Origin of the sequence: Hyunsoonleella jejuensis, assembly GCF_900111025.1 — a bacterium.
In the GTDB taxonomy this organism is placed as follows: Bacteria; Bacteroidota; Bacteroidia; order Flavobacteriales; family Flavobacteriaceae; genus Jejuia; species Jejuia jejuensis.
Map to the genome: position 1 here is coordinate 60494 of NZ_FOFN01000004.1, position 16355 is coordinate 76848.

Sequence of the window (16355 nt, forward strand, 5' to 3'; positions counted from 1 at the left end):
TTAAGTTAAATATACAATTTATGCTTTTAACACCACTCTAAATCTAGCTTTGCCGTCATGCAAGTGCTCAATAGCTCTATTTACATCTTCCATTTTAAATTCTTCTACCGTTGGATAAATATCATGACGTACACAAAACTCCAACATTTTACGCGTTAAAGCAATACTTCCCAACGGACTTCCGCCTACTGATTTTTCTCCTGAAATCATACTAAACGCCGGTATTTCCATAGGTTCTAAAACTGCACCAACAGTATGCAGCTTTCCTTGTGGCGCCAAGGTTGTTAAAAATGCGTTCCAATCTAAACTTACATTTGTGGTATTCAAGATAAAATCTAGAGTACCAGCTATTGCCTCTAGTTCGCTTTTGTTTGTTGAATTAACCACGTGGTGGGCACCCATTTCCTTAAGTTTTTCAACTTTATTTTTACTGGATGTAAATGCTGTTACTTCACACCCCCAAGCTTTTAAAAATTTTAAAGCCAAGTGTCCAAGTCCACCTATTCCGATAATCCCAACCTTATCTGTTGGTTTAACGCCTGATATTACTATTGGGCTAAATACGGTAATTCCGCCACAAAATAATGGTCCAGCTTTAGCCATATCAATACCATCTGGTAATAAAGTTGCCCAAGACCAATGGCCTCGCACCTTGTCTGCAAATCCGCCGTGACGCCCTATAATCGTACCTTCCGCTTCACCGCAAAGATGTTGCTTTCCTCCCATACATTGATTACAGTGCATACAAGACGCGCTATACCATCCCATACCAACTTTATCACCTTTTTTTAGGCCTTTTACCTCACTTCCTACATTTAGAACTTCTCCTACTATTTCATGACCTGGCACTAATGGGTATTGCGACATACCCCAATCATTATTAATCATGCTTAAGTCACTGTGACACAATCCACAATAATGCACTTTTATATCAACTTGCTCTTTACCAATTTCTCCAAGTTCATAGTCGTACTGCTCTAATTTTGCTCCGGCTTCATTAGCCGCATATGCATTTACTTTCATAGTTGCTTATTTTTTTGGTTGAGCATTTAAGATACAAATAACATATGGCATTTTGTTATTTTATTGTAAAAATATGAGGGAAAGTTTAATTTTAAATACTGGCCAATTGAGATATACTTTTGTTGCCTTTTTTAAATTACTGAAAACGCACAAATTATTTTTTATAATACAAATTCATCGTGGGCTCCTATTAATAACGTAGTACATAACCTAATTCTACTTTACGCTCTGTTTCTTTACAATTACAATATTTAATAGCTCAAAAGAAACATGACAGAATTACGTTAACCTACATTCTCAAGCATTGAATGTCAACATTTAAAATAGTTTTATTCAAATTTTATTAGTAATTTGTGGTTGTATTATTCTAAATAGCTAGTTTTCCCTTTAAACGTTAGTAGTTTTAATTAAACTTGAAACACTAATTTATATGTTCTTAACTCAGGAAAACGTCTTACTCTCACTACAAAATAATCCAATTTTTAGGGAATTTCCTGATGAACAGTTAAGTATCCTGTTAAAAGATTCTGCATTAAAAACTTTTAATAAGCGCACTTGTTTTATAAGCTCTAATCTTATATCACATTATTTTTATGTTATTATTGAAGGGAGAATGAAGGTGTATTTTTATGATGAGAGTAAAGATCGAAAAATAACTCTTTTTATATTAACAAAACACGATGTATTTAACGTATATAATCTTTTTGATTATACGTCATACAATGTTTTCTATGAAACGCTGGATGACGTTACCGTTATTCAAACGCCTATAAATAGGTTTAAGAAATGGATGGATGACAATCCTAGGTTTAGTTCGGGCATTCTGCATTATCTAATTTCTAAAATGAAGGCACTGGAAACTTATGTTACCGCCTCTTGCTTAGATTGTACATCTACCAAACTAGCAAGACTTCTACTTAAAAATGCCGAAATAAACAGCAGTTTAATTGATGGTTTACCTCATAAAGAAATTGCCCAATATATGGGAACAACAAGAGCTGTTTTAAACAGACATCTTCAAAAATTTAAAAATAATGGTATTATCGAAATTCATAATAAAACTATAAGAATCGTTAATTTAGAATTATTAAAAAAGCATATATAAGGCAAAAAACTATATGTGCTACTAGAGTAGCATTTTCTTAGGTTTTCTATGTGTAAATTTGGTTATCTTATTTTCTCTCCCAACACAATTCTAGTTAATAAGCTATTCGTTTAATTTAATCTTATAATTATGAAAAAACTATTAACTATTTTACTCATTTTTGGGTTCGGAAGCCTCGTTTATTCTCAAATTGCATTCAATTACAAATCCGCTGATTTAAAAGTACTTGACATTTATAAAACAAAACCTATAGTAAAAACCAGTGCTGTTAATGCCAAGTATTACAGTGCCATTATACCTTTTACAGAATCAAAAAAGGTGAAATATCTAGAACAAAAAGTTGCTAACTTTAATATTACAGAGCACGAATCATTTAAAGAAAAAAAAGATGTCTATGAGATTGTTTTTACTGATCCAAATTCAAACGGCAGAATTAAAACCTTTTTTAATAGAGATGGTAAGCTTATTAAATCTTACGAGTCTTTTAAAAACGTGAGATTACCTACTGCTATATGGAAAATAGTTTATGATAAATATCCAAAATCTGTAGTCAAAAAAACAGTTTACCAAGTACACTATTCTGATATAAAGGGTAGCAAAAAACTGTATAAAGTCACCATAATACATAATAATGAAAAAAAGCTAGTTAAACTAGATGAAAACGGTAATTTTATATAAGTAGGAAATTTATAATAAAAAAAACGCAACTTTATGAGTTGCGTTTTTTTATGTTTCAAACTTTCGAAATCTAATTTATAGAGATTCTTGGGTTTGCTCGGTACAGACTTACTTTACTTCTTCGAAGTCTACGTCCTCAACATCATTACCTTCAGATTGTGCTTGCTCTCCTGCTCCTGCATCAGGACCTGGTTGTGCACCACCTGCTTGTTGTGCTTCAGCTTGTGCTTTGTACATTTCTTCAGACGCCACTTTCCACGCTTCGTTTATTTTCTCTAAAGCAGGCTCTATTTGTGCCAAGTCCTTAGTTTCATAAGCCTTCTTCAATTCTTCTAAAGCGTCTTCGATTGGCTTCTTCTTATCATCAGATAATTTATCACCAAACTCCTCTAATTGTTTTTCCGTTTGGAATATCATAGAATCTGCTTCATTCAATTTCTGAGCTTGTTCTGCCGCCGCTTTATCTGCTTCAGCATTGGCTTCAGCATCAGCTTTCATCTTTTGGATTTCTTCTTCAGTTAATCCAGAAGAGGCTTCAATTCTAATATCTTGTTTCTTACCAGTCGCTTTATCTTCAGCAGATACTTTAATGATACCATTAGCATCAATATCAAACGTTACTTCAATTTGCGGTGTACCGCGTCTAGCTGGTGGAATACCATCTAAATGAAAACGTCCGATAGTTTTGTTATCCGCAGCCATGGCCCTTTCACCTTGCAATACATGAATTTCTACAGAAGGCTGGTTATCAGCAGCTGTTGAAAACACTTGTGATTTCTTGGTAGGAATGGTTGTATTTGCTTCAATAAGTTTTGTAAATACATTACCCATCGTTTCAATACCCAAAGATAATGGCGTTACATCTAGAAGCAATACATCCTTCACATCACCTGTTAATACCCCTCCTTGAATACCAGCACCTAGAGATACAACTTCATCTGGGTTCACACCTTTACTCGGTGCTTTTCCAAAGAATTTCTCTACAGCAGCCTGTACCGCCGGAATACGTGTAGAACCACCTACTAAAATCACTTCATCAATATCACTCTTGCTTAAACCTGCAGCTTTTAAAGCAGACTCACATGGCTCAATAGTACGCTTAACCAAATCATCAATTAATTGCTCGAATTTAGAGCGTGTTAACGTACGTACCAAGTGCTTTGGTCCACTAGCAGTTGCAGTAATATAAGGTAAGTTTATTTCTGTTTGAGAAGACGATGACAATTCAATCTTAGCCTTTTCAGCAGCCTCTTTTAAACGTTGTAAAGACATTGGGTCTTTACGTAAATCCATATTCTCTTCAGCATTAAACTCGTCTGCTAACCAATTAATTATTTTCTCATCAACATCGTCACCTCCTAAATGTGTATCACCATCAGTAGATAATACTTCAAATACACCATCACCTAATTCAAGGATAGATACATCGTGCGTACCACCACCAAAGTCAAACACCACAATTTTTTGGTCTTGTCCTTTTTTATCTAAACCATAAGCCAATGCCGCAGCAGTAGGCTCATTAATAATACGCTCTACTTTTAAACCAGCAATTTCACCGGCTTCTTTGGTTGCTTGACGCTGACTATCGTTAAAGTAAGCAGGCACTGTAATTACCGCTCTGGTAACATCAGCTCCTAAATAATCTTCAGCGGTTTTCTTCATTTTTTGCAGAATCATAGCCGAAAGTTCTTGTGGCGTATATAATCTGCCATCAATATCAACTCTAGGCGTATCGTTATCACCTTTTACCACTTTATAAGGTACACGTTCTGCCTCTTTTTTAGATTCAGAATATTTATTCCCCATAAAACGCTTAATAGAATAAACCGTTTTAGTAGGGTTTGTTACCGCTTGTCGTTTTGCAGGATCACCAACTTTAATCTCTCCGCCTTCTACAAATGCAATCACCGATGGCGTGGTACGTTTCCCCTCCGCATTTGGGATTACAACAGGATCGTTACCCTCCATTACCGAAACGCAAGAGTTGGTTGTTCCTAAATCGATTCCAATAATTTTACTCATAATATGTTTTTTATTGTGTTGAATGTTCGTTTTATAAATCGATTAACAATAGTCAATCATTATGCCAATACAAAAAGTATGACATGATGTCATAAATTTATTTTAAACATTAATAAAATATTAATCACTTTGGTATATCATTTGATATTATGACAACAAAACTTAGTAATCATGAAACATATTTTATTTTTTATTGCAGTATTCGCTTTATTATTAACATCTTGTACAGGACCCCAAGGACCTCCTGGTTTTGACGGTTTTGATGGTATTAATGGGGAAGATGGAGGTCTTATAGTCGCTTCAGCTTTTGAAATTGAAGTTAATTTTAATGCGGATAATAATTTCCAGTTTGTAGAATCTTATGGTTTTGAAGTTTTGCCTTCTGATGTAACTTTAGTTTACATTGAATGGGATAATGATGCTGGTGAGCCTATTTGGAGACTATTAACCCAAACTGAGTATTTTAACGACGGTGTTTTAGTTTATAATTATGATTTTACACAACAGGATGTTAGGTTTTTCTTAGATGGGACAATAGATTTTAACACCCTAGATGATACTTGGACTCAAAATCAAGCGTTTAGAGTCGTTGTTGTTCCGGCAGATAATATTGATGGTTTAGATACTTCAGATTTAAATTTAATAATGGATGCTAGTACCATTAAGTCATTTAATATAAGGTAAATTTTTATCTAATATAGGTTGAAACATTTACACAGAGTATTAAAGTATTTTCATTAATTTGAAAGTACTTTTTTATTTTAAAAAACTTAAGGCTTCTATTTGATATATTTGCCCAACTACAACGTTTGCGTAACTATGGAATGTATTTCTGTTTTCGACATGCTAAAAATAGGTATTGGTCCTTCAAGTTCTCATACTTTAGGCCCATGGCGTGCCGCTGAACGCTGGATAAATGAACTTAAAGCTTCCCAAAAATTTAAAAACGTAGAAAGTATCACGGTTAATCTCTATGGCTCATTGTCATTAACAGGCAAAGGGCACGCTACAGACTACGCTATTATGTTGGGACTAAGCGGAAAAGATCCAGAAACCATTCCAGTAGAACAAATAGAAAGTACTGTAAACGCCATTAAAGAAAGTCATATTTTACATTTTGGAGGAGAAATTCAATTGGTTTTTAATCCAAAAACCAATATTATCTTCAATAGAAAATTTTTACCATTTCATGCAAATGGCATGAGTTTCACATCTGTAATATCCGGTAAAAAAACCACATCAAAATTCTATTCAATAGGCGGAGGATTTGTTGTAAAAGAAGAGCGTAAAAATGCAAAACGAAATTTTGAAATAAAATGTACGTTCCCCTATCCTATCGATAAAGGCACAGAATTATTAAATTATTGCAAACAACTTAATAAACCTATATCGCAAGTTGTTTTAGAAAACGAAAAGTCTATTCGATCTTCCGAAGTTATTGATAGAGAGCTGCAGCGTATTTGGGATACCATGTTAGAATGTATGTATTTGGGATGCCACACCGAAGGTAAACTTCCTGGAGGCTTAAATGTAAGGCGTCGCGCTTACGATATCTATCAAAATATAAAAAGCAATAAGCCATACAGTTCACCAGTAGAATGGATTTACAGCATTCGTGATACGGAAGTAAAATTTCGTCAAATCTTAAAATGGGTAAGCTGTTTCGCTTTAGCTGTTAATGAGGTAAATGCGTCGCTAGGTAGAGTTGTAACGGCACCTACCAATGGTAGTGCGGGTGTAATCCCAGCAGTTTTAATGTATTATTTAGTGATTGAAAACCATGATGGCAATTTTGAGGATATTAAACGCTTTCTACTGGTTGCAGGAGAAATTGGCAGTATCTTTAAAAAAGGGGCGACTATAAGTGCAGCTATGGGTGGTTGTCAAGCAGAAATTGGCGTATCATCGGCTATGGCTGCAGGGGCTTTAACCGAATTACTTGGAGGCACTCCAGAACAAGTTCTTGTGGCAGCCGAAATCGCTATGGAACACCATTTGGGTTTAACCTGCGATCCTATTGGCGGCTTGGTGCAAATACCTTGTATAGAGCGCAATGCAATGGGTGCAATTAAAGCCATAAATGCTGCTGAATTAGCACTGGACACCTCTCCCGAAAATGTAAAAGTTCCTTTAGATAAAGTAGTAAATACGATGTGGGAGACCGCAAAGGATATGAATACCAAATACAAAGAAACATCAGAAGGTGGTTTAGCCGTTGGTGTACATTTATCTGATTGCTAATAAAAATACCTGATTCATAATTACTAAATCTTTTAATGTTAGGATTATAGAAATTGTTTAACCTTAGCTGTGAAATACAAGTTAACGTTTATAATTATTTTACCATTCATCGAAAAAATAAATCATTAATCGGTTATTTACCTATATTTGAATGCATTAAGACTTAAAAAACTTACAATTTATAGCTGATTCAATAAAAAACTATGAAAAAATATCTACTCTACACGCTCTCATGCTTAACGATTGGTATTTCTGCACAAGATTATAGAGATTATTTAGGTGCAGGTCATAGTAAAGGTATTACGGTAACCTCTAGCAGTCAACTAACTAAAACAGATTGGAGAGAAAGTGCCGATGCGATAAATACAATAAATGGTAATGGCTTAGATGGAAGATTATTGGAAACCTCGCGTTTTTTAGCTCAGGCGACTTTTGGAACTGATTTAAAGTATATACAAACGGTTTCTAAAATGTCTTTTGAAGCCTGGATGGATAATCAATTTGCCATAACATCAAAACCTTTGCAGCAATTAACGCAAGATATTTTTTCAGAAGCACGTCAAATACATGTCTCCAATGGTGGCAATGCCGAAGATTTTGATAGTCCTAATTGGCAATACTTTATGTATGCATGGTGGCAAAGCAATATTAAAAATGAAGACCTGTTACGTCAACGAATTGCTCTTGCTTTAAGCGAAATTTTGGTGATTTCAAGAGATTCCAACCTTTCAGGTTATGGTGTTGGTTTAGCCGACTATTATGATGTGTTGATTGATAATGCTTTCGGAAATTTTAAAGATTTATTGAAGGATATTACACTGCACCCTATGATGGGTATTTACCTTAGCCATTACAACAACCCAAAAAGTATCCCAGAGAGAAACATCCATCCCGATGAAAATTTTGCAAGGGAAATCATGCAGTTATTCACCATTGGACTTTATGAGTTAAACCAAGATGGAACTTATATTTTAGACGGACAAGGCAACCGTATTCCAACTTATAACAATGATGATATCAAGGAGTTCGCTAAGGTTTTCACAGGCTTAGGGCCTGCAGCTGTTGAGGATTTTTCAAATCGAACTCCAAAGTTTGGATTAGGGCATTATCAGGCTAGAAAAGATGTACCGATGATAATGTATGACGAGTGGCACGAACCAGGATCCAAACAATTATTGAATGGTTTTACTATTCCTGGCGGACAATCAGGAATGCAAGATATAGATGCTGCTATAAACCATTTGTTCAACCATCAAAATACAGCACCCTTCATTGCTAAACGCTTAATCCAACAGTTGGTAAAATCTAACCCCTCGCCCGCTTATGTGTCGCGAGTAAGTGCTGCATTCAACAATACCAAAGGTGTTAGAGGCGATATGAAGGCAGTAATCAAAGCAATTCTTTTAGATGAAGAAGCAAGGAATTGTAGTTGGGTAGAATCACCAAACAGTGGTAAATTAATAGAGCCCATGATGCGCTATTTTAACGTAGTACGCCAAATTGATTTAAATAACAACGACGGGCGCTATTGGAATAATGCACAACCATTTTACAGAAACACAGGGCAAGCGCCACTATCGGCTCCAAGTGTATTTAATTTTTTCTTACCAGAATATGTTCCAAATAATGCATTTGCCAACGCTAATTTGGTGGCACCAGAATTTCAAATACACGATTCTGCTACAAGCATAAATTATCTTAATCAAGTTGATGCTTGGACCAACCCACGTTGGTATGAGGTATTAAGAACCTGGGGCTTAGAATTGGAAGGAACAACATTGGACTTTGAAGGTTTAAAATATTATGCTAAAGACAGCGATGTTTTGGTGAATCAGCTAGACAAACTATTTACCCGAGGTCAACTTTCCAACGACACTAAACAAACTATAGTAAAAGCTGTTGAAGGCATTACAAGAGGTTGGGGTGACGATGTTACCCAAGCAGACTTAAGAGTTAAAATGGCTATTTATCTTATTATGATAAGTCCAGATTACGTCATACTTAAATAACACAGATGACAAAAAAAAGAAACACAATATCCAGAAGAAAATTTATTGGTGATTCCTGTGCTGCACTAGGTTATACCACCTTATTTTCTTCACTCATCAACCTAAAAGCTATGGCTGCTGCAGCTATGGATAATTCGGCAATTATCCCTTATGGCGGTGATTACAAAGCTTTAGTGTGCCTCATGTTGAGTGGCGGAAACGATTCGTTTAATATGTTAATTCCAAAAGGGAATAGTGAATATAATGAATATGCCACCTCACGTTCCAATTTAGCGATTCCTCAGAACGATATTTTACAGATAAATCCAAATATCTCCGATGGTAGAGTGTTTGGTTTACATCCTGAACTTTCTGATATGCGCCAAATGTTTGAAAGTGGGAATATGGCGTTTCTCTCAAATGTGGGCACTTTAATAGAACCAGCAACCAAAAGCGATATAAAAAACAATGTGGTTAAAACGCCTTTGGGTTTGTTTTCGCATTCTGATCAAGTACAACAATGGCAGACCGGAAACCCAGGAGAACGCTCTAATATTGGTTGGGGCGGAAAAATTGCTGATTTGGTGCAATCCATGAATTCCAACGACGAAATTTCTATGAATATTTCACTTAGAGGCACAAACATTTTTCAACGTGGAGATCAAATAACACCTTATACCATTAAAAACTCAGGTAGTGTTGGCATAAATGGATACGGAGGCAACGGCTTTTTTAACGAATTGAAGACTGAAGCACTAAACTCTATGCTTGAAAAAGACTACCAAGATATTTATAAAAATACCTATAAAAATGTTGTAAAGGCCTCAAACGATGCGAATTTAGCATTTCAAGATGCCATAGATGGTGTTCAAGAATTTGTAACATCGCTCCCAGAAGAAAACAATCTCGCAGAACAACTACGAATGGTGGCCAAAACAATAGCCGCTAGAGATTCACTTGGTTTTTCAAGGCAAATTTTCTTTGTTGAAATTGGGGGGTTTGATAACCATGATGAATTACTCATTAATCACGGGAGCAATCTAAAAGAAGTAAACGACGCCTTGCTTTATTTTAATAGTTTATTGTTTGAACTAAATATGAATGATTATGTTACAACGTTTAGCGTTTCAGACTTTGCAAGGACATTAACCTCTAATGGCAACGGAACTGACCATGCTTGGGGTGGAAATGCATTTATAATGGGTGGAGCCGTTAATGGAAAAGATATTTATGGCAATTATCCCACACTTGCTCTAAATAGTGATTTAGATTTAAGAAGTGGTGTAATTATCCCCACCACTGCTGCAGATTTATACATGGCAGAATTAGCGCTTTGGTTTGGGGTTTCTGCTTCAGAATTAACTACTATCTTACCAAATCTATCGAATTTTTATGATACCAGTAGCGGTACACCGCCTTTAGGATTTATGAAAATGTTATGATGAAAAACTTATACATATACATAGCAGTATTCTTTGTTTCTGGCATGCAAGTCGTGGCAGCACAATGCTTTCCAGATCGCCACAGCACCAATTGGTTTGATGGTTGGGTGTCTTGTGAACCATCTCAAAACCCGATTTCCTCTTATGGCGAAACGCATTGGATAATGTACGATTTAGGCTATGACTATGTGCTTACTGAAACCCAATTTTGGAATTCCAATGAGCCAAAACATTTGGATTATGGAATGAACGAATTCAATATTGATTACTCTTTGGATGGTGTAACTTGGGATAATCTAGGTGAATTTAACTTAGAGCAAGCTTCGGGTTCATCTACCTACCAAGGAATGGAAGGCCCTAATTTTAATGCTGTAAGAGCCCGATATGTGCTAATTACACCAACATCAAATTTTGGTGGTGATTGCTTTGGCTTTAGTGAGTTAAAAATAGCTATAACCGATCCGTTTACTGTTGTAGATGAGGAAGACGGCTATAATGCTTCTGTATATCCAAATCCGTTTGTTAATACTGTATCGCTAAGAGTGGTGAGCTTATCGCAATCAGAGCCAGTTAGCTTTACACTCTACGATATGATGGGGCGCGCTATTACTTCTGGTAATATTACCATTTCAGAAGACAACCAAAACTATCAATTACCAATTAATGGATATAATTTATCCGGTGGTATCTACATTCTAAAAACCAATCAAAACGGAAAAGAAAAGTCTTTTAAAATTATCAAGAGACAATAAGTTTTAAACTACTTCTTTTCTATTTATAACGTGTTATACTTTGAATACCCTGGAGGTTGCACCCCTTTCATTCGTAAATATCCAATGGCTTGCGCTCTATGGTGCGCTGTATGGGTTTCCGCTCTCAGAATAAGATCTAAATGTGTATGCCCCTCTAAATACCAAGGTTTTACTTTATCAGCGCCACGTTTCAAATCGTTGTCATCCAATTTACCAATGCCTGCAATTACGTAATCAAAAGTTGCGTTTAAGTAATCAACCACCTTTTTCTTATTCGCTTTGGCATCCTTTGATTTAAAAGTATCTGGCTGAAACAAATTCACTGTATCTGGGCGCTCTATTAAAAAATCTGCCTTCATCACACTATTAAAATCTGGATAAGTTTTAGAGTCCAATAGTATACCAATAAAAACATTATTCGTAAAACCTACATGCAAAAAGTGTTGTGCAAAACTCAGTTGTGCTTCAGTTGGACTATACTCCAAATCTTTTTCTGGCATTGTATTAAAGACAGCTATAGTATAAGTTCTGGATGCCTCTAACCGTTTTATTAAATTAACTATAAATGTATTTTCATTACTAGGCATTTTTGAAGATAAGAATGCCAAAGGGCTCAGTCCTATCAAGCCCAATAATTTTCTTCTATTCATATATTTATTTAAATTTTTAATTTCATTCTTACTAGTAAAATACCTTCCTGTATCATTCAATTAAATAATTTTCAAGTACACTCGATTTTTTAATTACTCAAACGAATATAAAATATAACGCATCCTAATTTTTATCTATTAAACCAAAATAATCCATATACACTAACCTAACGGCGCATTAAAGAAAAGTTTAACAGTATCTGCTTTATTTAGTATTTTTACGAACTAACAAATTTGATAAGACATGTCTACAGCCAAAAAAGAATATAAGCGCGTTACCGTAAAGTCACTTGTTGATATGAAAGCAACTGGCGAAAAAATATCCATGCTAACAGCATATGATTACACTATGGCAAAAATTGTGGATAGCGCAGGTGTTGACGTGATTTTGGTTGGGGATTCTGCTAGTAACGTTATGGCTGGCCATGAAACTACACTGCCTATTACTTTAGATCAAATGATTTATCATGCATCCTCGGTAGTTCGTGCAATAGATCGCGCTTTAATCGTTGTAGATTTACCCTTTGGCAGTTACCAAAGCGACCCAAAAGAAGCATTGCGTTCTGCCATAAGAATCATGAAAGAAAGTGGCGCACACTCTGTAAAACTTGAAGGTGGAAAAGAAATTAAAGAGTCTATAAAACGTATTTTAAATGCTGGAATTCCTGTAATGGGGCATTTGGGCTTAACACCGCAATCTATATATAAATTTGGTACTTATACAGTTCGTGCAAAAGAAGAACAAGAAGCCGAACGCCTTTTAGAGGATGCAAAAATGCTTGAAAGAATAGGTTGTTTTGCTATAGTCTTAGAAAAAATACCAGCTAAATTGGCGCAACAAGTTGCCGAAAGCGTAAGTATACCTATAATTGGAATTGGCGCAGGGCCAGATGTAGACGGGCAAGTTTTGGTACTACACGATATGATTGGGATGACCCATGAATTTAATCCAAGGTTTTTACGCAGATATTTAAATTTATACGAAGATATGAGTAATGCTATTTCGCAATACGTAGATGATGTAAAAACAAAAGATTTTCCTAATGAGAGTGAATCTTATTAAGTTATCAACCTCTGCTATAGTATTCAGTTACATCTATTTTTAAATCTTTATGTAAATAACCTAATTACGCTTTGTTTATTCGGTTCAAGGCAGTAAAACAAAAGTTTCGTGTCAAACAAAACACTTTCAAACCAAAATAATCTTCAGGTTTTATTTGAAGACAACCATATCATCATCGTAAACAAACGTGCAGGTGATATTGTTCAAGGTGATAAAACGGGCGACACACCATTAAGCGATGTTGTAAAAGCCTATATAAAAAACAAATACAACAAGCCCGGAAATGTATACTTAGGCACTGTTCATCGATTAGACAGACCAACCTCAGGCATAGTAATATTTGCTAAAACCAGTAAAGTGCTGCCAAGATTAAATAAGTTATTTTTATCTAAGGATATAAAAAAAACATATTGGGCCGTTGTAAAGCAACCACCTCCAAAACCAGAGGGTACTTTGGTGCATTGGTTAAAAAAGAACCAAAAAACCAATAAATCTTATACCTACAACAAGGAAGTAAAAGACAGTAAAAAAGCCATCCTCCATTACAAAACCATAAAAAAACTAGATAATTACACATTGTTAGAGATAAACCTAAAGACTGGCAGACACCATCAGATTAGGGTTCAATTGTCAAGTATTGGAAGTCCTTTAAAAGGCGATTTAAAGTATGGTTTTGATAGAAGCAATAAAGATGCAAGCATACATCTTCATGCGAGAGCTATCGCCTTTATCCATCCGGTAAAAAAAGAACAAATTTTAGTTAGTGCACCTTTACCGAATGATGCTATTTGGAATGCATGCCTTTAATGTTTTATCTTTAAAAGATGAAATCGATCCCAGAAATAGTTGCATTACAGAAATCATTTTTCCAGAAGCAAAATACACTTGATATTTCTTATAGATTATCGCTTTTAAAGGCGTTAAGACAAGAAATTCTAAGTAAGGAACAAGATATTTTGGATGCCTTGCATAAGGATTTTAAAAAATCTGAATTCGAATCTTATATTAGTGAATTCGGTTTGGTAATTTCTGAACTTAATCTTGTTATAAAAAAACTAAAAACATGGGCTACACCAAAACGAGTATTTCCTGCTTTAATAACACTTCCTTCCAAAGATTATATCTATAAATCGCCTTACGGAACAGTTTTAGTAATCGCCCCTTGGAACTACCCATTTTTATTGGCTATAGAGCCTTTAATCATGGCAATTGCTGCCGGAAATACAGTGGTATTAAAACCTAGCGAATTAACCGAAAACACGGCAAAAACAATTACTGAAATTATAAATAAGGTTTTTCCTAAGGAAGTAGCAACTTCCGTTGAAGGTGGTGTAGAAACTGCTACCGAATTATTAGCACAAAATTGGGATTACATCTTCTTTACAGGAAGCACAAAAGTTGGTAAAATTGTTGCAAAAGCGGCTGCAAAGCACTTAACACCTGTAACTCTAGAACTTGGTGGTAAATCTCCGTGCATTATAGATGATACAAATAACTTAAAGCTTGTGGTACGCCGTTTGGTATGGGCTAAATTATTTAATGGTGGGCAAACTTGTATTGCACCAGATTATGTGATCGTTAAATCTGCTATAAAAGACGAATTGATTGAAGGTTTAAAAAAAGAAATTATAAGAAGGTATGGCAAAAATCCTAAAACATCTGAGGACTTGCCAAGAATCATAAATGCTGAAAACCTAAAACGATTAAAACAGCTAATAGAAAACGAAGTCATTTTGTTTGGAGGTGAGTTTGATGAAAACGATAACTATTTTGCACCGACCTTAATTGATAATCCAGGGCTAGACAGTGCTGTTATGCAAGAAGAGATTTTTGGGCCTATTCTACCCATTTTAACTTACGATACTGAAGAAGATATAGAACGTATTATTTTAAATGGTGCCAAACCATTGTCCTTTTACATATTTTCAAAAGACAATAACTTCATAGAACGCACCGTTAAAAAGTATCGTTTTGGAGGAGGCGTTATAAACGATTTAATGGTACATTTTGGAAACCCTAAACTACCTTTTGGCGGCATAGGAAACAGTGGTATGGGTAAATATCACGGTAAACATGGGTTCAATACGTTTTCACATGATAAATCAATTATGAAACGTGGCACTTGGTTAGACCCTTCGTTTAGATATGCACCATATAAAGGAAAAATGAACCTTTTACGAAAAGTGTTTAAATATTTAGGTTAAATAGCTAATGTAACGGGTATTCCAGTTGTAAAGTCACACCCTCTCCTAATTTTGATTGTAAATCTAAAGTTGCACCAATAAGTTCTGCTCTACTTTTCATATTGATTAAACCTGAACCTTTTTCTACAACATGAATATCAAAACCTTTTCCGTCATCCTTTGCGGTAATCCGTATGTTATCAGAACCGTAATTTATAGTAATATTCAAATTTTTTGCTTCAGAATATTTCACCGAATTAGACAAAAACTCTTGTAGTATCCTAAAAACTATAATTTTATGGTTTTTATCATTGAAATCTACCTTTTCACCAATAACCATTAATTCTGCTGAAGTAAACTTCATACGCTTTAAGCGATCCAACTCGTTAGTTATAGATTTTTCGAAACCTATATTTAAAATCACATCGTTATTAAGCGTTTTAGATAAAGCGCGCACCTCTTTTAACCCATTGCTTAGTGCCTCTGTAGTGTCTTTAAACTTATCCCTTACATCATCAGCTACTTGCATCTTTAAAATACTTAATTGCATACTTGCAAAAGACAATAATTGCCCCACGTTATCATGTAGCTCCCATCCAATATTTTTTAAAGTCTGTTCTTGTGTTTCGGTTTGTGCCTTTACCATTTCCGCTTCGAACTCGCGTTGTTGCTTTATTTTGTCTAACAACAACTTATTTTTTCGTTTTTGAAATACAATAAAAAACACAATCACGAGTGATGTAATGATAACTAAAACTAGTATCATATACACCAACATGTACCGCTCTGAAGTACTACTTACGATTCGTTCTCCGGTTTGCACCATATAAAAGCAAAAATAAAAGTTATATACATGAAAATATTTGAAAATAAGAATATTAAACGTCTCAAATCATGAAATTCTTGATCATAAAAGGATTTACCAACTTCGTATTTATAATACACATCATAAAATGACAATGGTGCCGTAATCAACCACCAAATAAATATAGTGGCGCTAATGTAAAAACTTATAGATGTATAAAAGTATAGAATCTTTTCACTTAATAAAACTTCAATAAAGTAGAAAACGGTACATACAAAAATGATTAATGCACCGGATAAATCAAGAACAGCAAAAAATGAATTAAAAAATGCTTCCCAATGCAACGCTATATATATTAAAGAAAATACTAAAAAAGCATAATGCAACGTCTTGATGATTTTTT

At 34.8% G+C, this 16355-nt stretch carries 14 protein-coding genes; 10 read left to right on the forward strand and 4 right to left on the reverse strand.

The features are described from left to right. Positions 1 to 18 precede the first annotated feature (18 nt). On the reverse strand, positions 19 to 1023 hold the full coding sequence (gene ahr / locus BMY39_RS13065; protein ID WP_092580429.1) for an NADPH-dependent aldehyde reductase Ahr: 1005 nt from the start codon (positions 1021 to 1023) through the stop codon (positions 19 to 21). A gap of 430 nt (positions 1024 to 1453) precedes the next feature. Here ahr and BMY39_RS13070 point away from each other — a divergent pair, with 430 nt between their 5' ends. After that, positions 1454 to 2128: a Crp/Fnr family transcriptional regulator gene (locus tag BMY39_RS13070; RefSeq protein WP_092580431.1), complete on the forward strand. Its 675-nt coding sequence runs from the start codon at positions 1454 to 1456 to the stop codon at positions 2126 to 2128. A 129-nt stretch (positions 2129 to 2257) separates the two neighbouring features. Further along, positions 2258 to 2806: a hypothetical protein gene (locus tag BMY39_RS13075; protein WP_092580433.1), complete on the forward strand. Its 549-nt coding sequence runs from the start codon at positions 2258 to 2260 to the stop codon at positions 2804 to 2806. Between the two features lie 108 nt (positions 2807 to 2914). Here the strand turns inward: BMY39_RS13075 and dnaK are convergent, their stop codons facing one another. Continuing rightward, complete coding sequence (gene dnaK / locus BMY39_RS13080) at positions 2915 to 4852, reverse strand: molecular chaperone DnaK (protein WP_262490336.1); 1938 nt, start codon at positions 4850 to 4852, stop codon at positions 2915 to 2917. Positions 4853 to 4999: 147 nt separating this feature from the next. Here dnaK and BMY39_RS13085 point away from each other — a divergent pair, with 147 nt between their 5' ends. From BMY39_RS13085 to BMY39_RS13105, 5 genes are all read left to right on the forward strand, one after another. Next, on the forward strand, positions 5000 to 5512 hold the full coding sequence (locus BMY39_RS13085) for a hypothetical protein (RefSeq protein WP_092580436.1): 513 nt from the start codon (positions 5000 to 5002) through the stop codon (positions 5510 to 5512). A 135-nt stretch (positions 5513 to 5647) separates the two neighbouring features. After that, complete coding sequence (locus BMY39_RS13090; protein ID WP_092580437.1) at positions 5648 to 7069, forward strand: L-serine ammonia-lyase; 1422 nt, start codon at positions 5648 to 5650, stop codon at positions 7067 to 7069. A 203-nt stretch (positions 7070 to 7272) separates the two neighbouring features. Next, positions 7273 to 9078 carry a DUF1800 domain-containing protein gene (locus BMY39_RS13095; protein ID WP_092580439.1) on the forward strand — a complete coding sequence of 602 codons (1806 nt, stop codon included), beginning with the start codon at positions 7273 to 7275 and terminating at the stop codon, positions 9076 to 9078. Positions 9079 to 9083: 5 nt separating this feature from the next. After that, complete coding sequence (locus tag BMY39_RS13100) at positions 9084 to 10499, forward strand: DUF1501 domain-containing protein (RefSeq protein ID WP_092580441.1); 1416 nt, start codon at positions 9084 to 9086, stop codon at positions 10497 to 10499. Further along, positions 10496 to 11251, forward strand: a complete 756-nt coding sequence (locus tag BMY39_RS13105; protein WP_092580443.1) for a T9SS type A sorting domain-containing protein — start codon at positions 10496 to 10498, stop codon at positions 11249 to 11251. Before BMY39_RS13100 ends, BMY39_RS13105 begins: the two co-directional genes overlap by 4 nt. 23 nt (positions 11252 to 11274) lie before the next feature. Here the strand turns inward: BMY39_RS13105 and BMY39_RS13110 are convergent, their stop codons facing one another. Further along, a complete protein-coding gene (locus tag BMY39_RS13110) occupies positions 11275 to 11901 on the reverse strand; it encodes a DinB family protein (protein WP_092580445.1) in 627 nt (208 codons plus the stop codon). A 244-nt stretch (positions 11902 to 12145) separates the two neighbouring features. On the opposite strand from BMY39_RS13110, the gene panB reads away from it, so the two are divergent. The 3 genes from panB to BMY39_RS13125 all read left to right on the forward strand — a co-directional run bounded on the left by panB (position 12146) and on the right by BMY39_RS13125 (position 15168). Then, positions 12146 to 12964: a 3-methyl-2-oxobutanoate hydroxymethyltransferase gene (gene panB, locus BMY39_RS13115; RefSeq protein ID WP_092580447.1), complete on the forward strand. Its 819-nt coding sequence runs from the start codon at positions 12146 to 12148 to the stop codon at positions 12962 to 12964. A 108-nt stretch (positions 12965 to 13072) separates the two neighbouring features. Then, positions 13073 to 13771, forward strand: coding sequence for an RluA family pseudouridine synthase (locus BMY39_RS13120; RefSeq protein ID WP_092580449.1), 699 nt, complete (start codon positions 13073 to 13075; stop codon positions 13769 to 13771). Between the two features lie 17 nt (positions 13772 to 13788). Further along, positions 13789 to 15168, forward strand: a complete 1380-nt coding sequence (locus tag BMY39_RS13125; RefSeq protein WP_092580451.1) for an aldehyde dehydrogenase — start codon at positions 13789 to 13791, stop codon at positions 15166 to 15168. 4 nt (positions 15169 to 15172) lie between these two features. On the opposite strand, the gene BMY39_RS13130 is transcribed toward BMY39_RS13125, so the two are convergent. After that, positions 15173 to 15973 (reverse strand): sensor histidine kinase, encoded by an 801-nt coding sequence (locus BMY39_RS13130; protein WP_092580453.1) that lies wholly within the window; start codon positions 15971 to 15973, stop codon positions 15173 to 15175. Positions 15974 to 16355: the final 382 nt, after the last annotated feature.

What these genes read in the sequence shown, in the direction of transcription:
- ahr (WP_092580429.1), bottom strand. Translation starts at nt 1,023, where the DNA reads ATGAAAGTAAATGCATATGCGGCTAATGAAGCCGGAGCAAAATTAGAG.
- BMY39_RS13070 (WP_092580431.1), top strand. Translation starts at nt 1,454, where the DNA reads ATGTTCTTAACTCAGGAAAACGTCTTACTCTCACTACAAAATAATCCA.
- BMY39_RS13075 (WP_092580433.1), top strand. Translation starts at nt 2,258, where the DNA reads ATGAAAAAACTATTAACTATTTTACTCATTTTTGGGTTCGGAAGCCTC.
- BMY39_RS13085 (WP_092580436.1), top strand. Translation starts at nt 5,000, where the DNA reads ATGAAACATATTTTATTTTTTATTGCAGTATTCGCTTTATTATTAACA.
- BMY39_RS13090 (WP_092580437.1), top strand. Translation starts at nt 5,648, where the DNA reads ATGGAATGTATTTCTGTTTTCGACATGCTAAAAATAGGTATTGGTCCT.
- BMY39_RS13095 (WP_092580439.1), top strand. Translation starts at nt 7,273, where the DNA reads ATGAAAAAATATCTACTCTACACGCTCTCATGCTTAACGATTGGTATT.
- BMY39_RS13100 (WP_092580441.1), top strand. Translation starts at nt 9,084, where the DNA reads ATGACAAAAAAAAGAAACACAATATCCAGAAGAAAATTTATTGGTGAT.
- BMY39_RS13105 (WP_092580443.1), top strand. Translation starts at nt 10,496, where the DNA reads ATGATGAAAAACTTATACATATACATAGCAGTATTCTTTGTTTCTGGC.
- BMY39_RS13110 (WP_092580445.1), bottom strand. Translation starts at nt 11,901, where the DNA reads ATGAATAGAAGAAAATTATTGGGCTTGATAGGACTGAGCCCTTTGGCA.
- panB (WP_092580447.1), top strand. Translation starts at nt 12,146, where the DNA reads ATGTCTACAGCCAAAAAAGAATATAAGCGCGTTACCGTAAAGTCACTT.
- BMY39_RS13125 (WP_092580451.1), top strand. Translation starts at nt 13,789, where the DNA reads ATGAAATCGATCCCAGAAATAGTTGCATTACAGAAATCATTTTTCCAG.
- BMY39_RS13130 (WP_092580453.1), bottom strand. Translation starts at nt 15,973, where the DNA reads ATGGTGCAAACCGGAGAACGAATCGTAAGTAGTACTTCAGAGCGGTAC.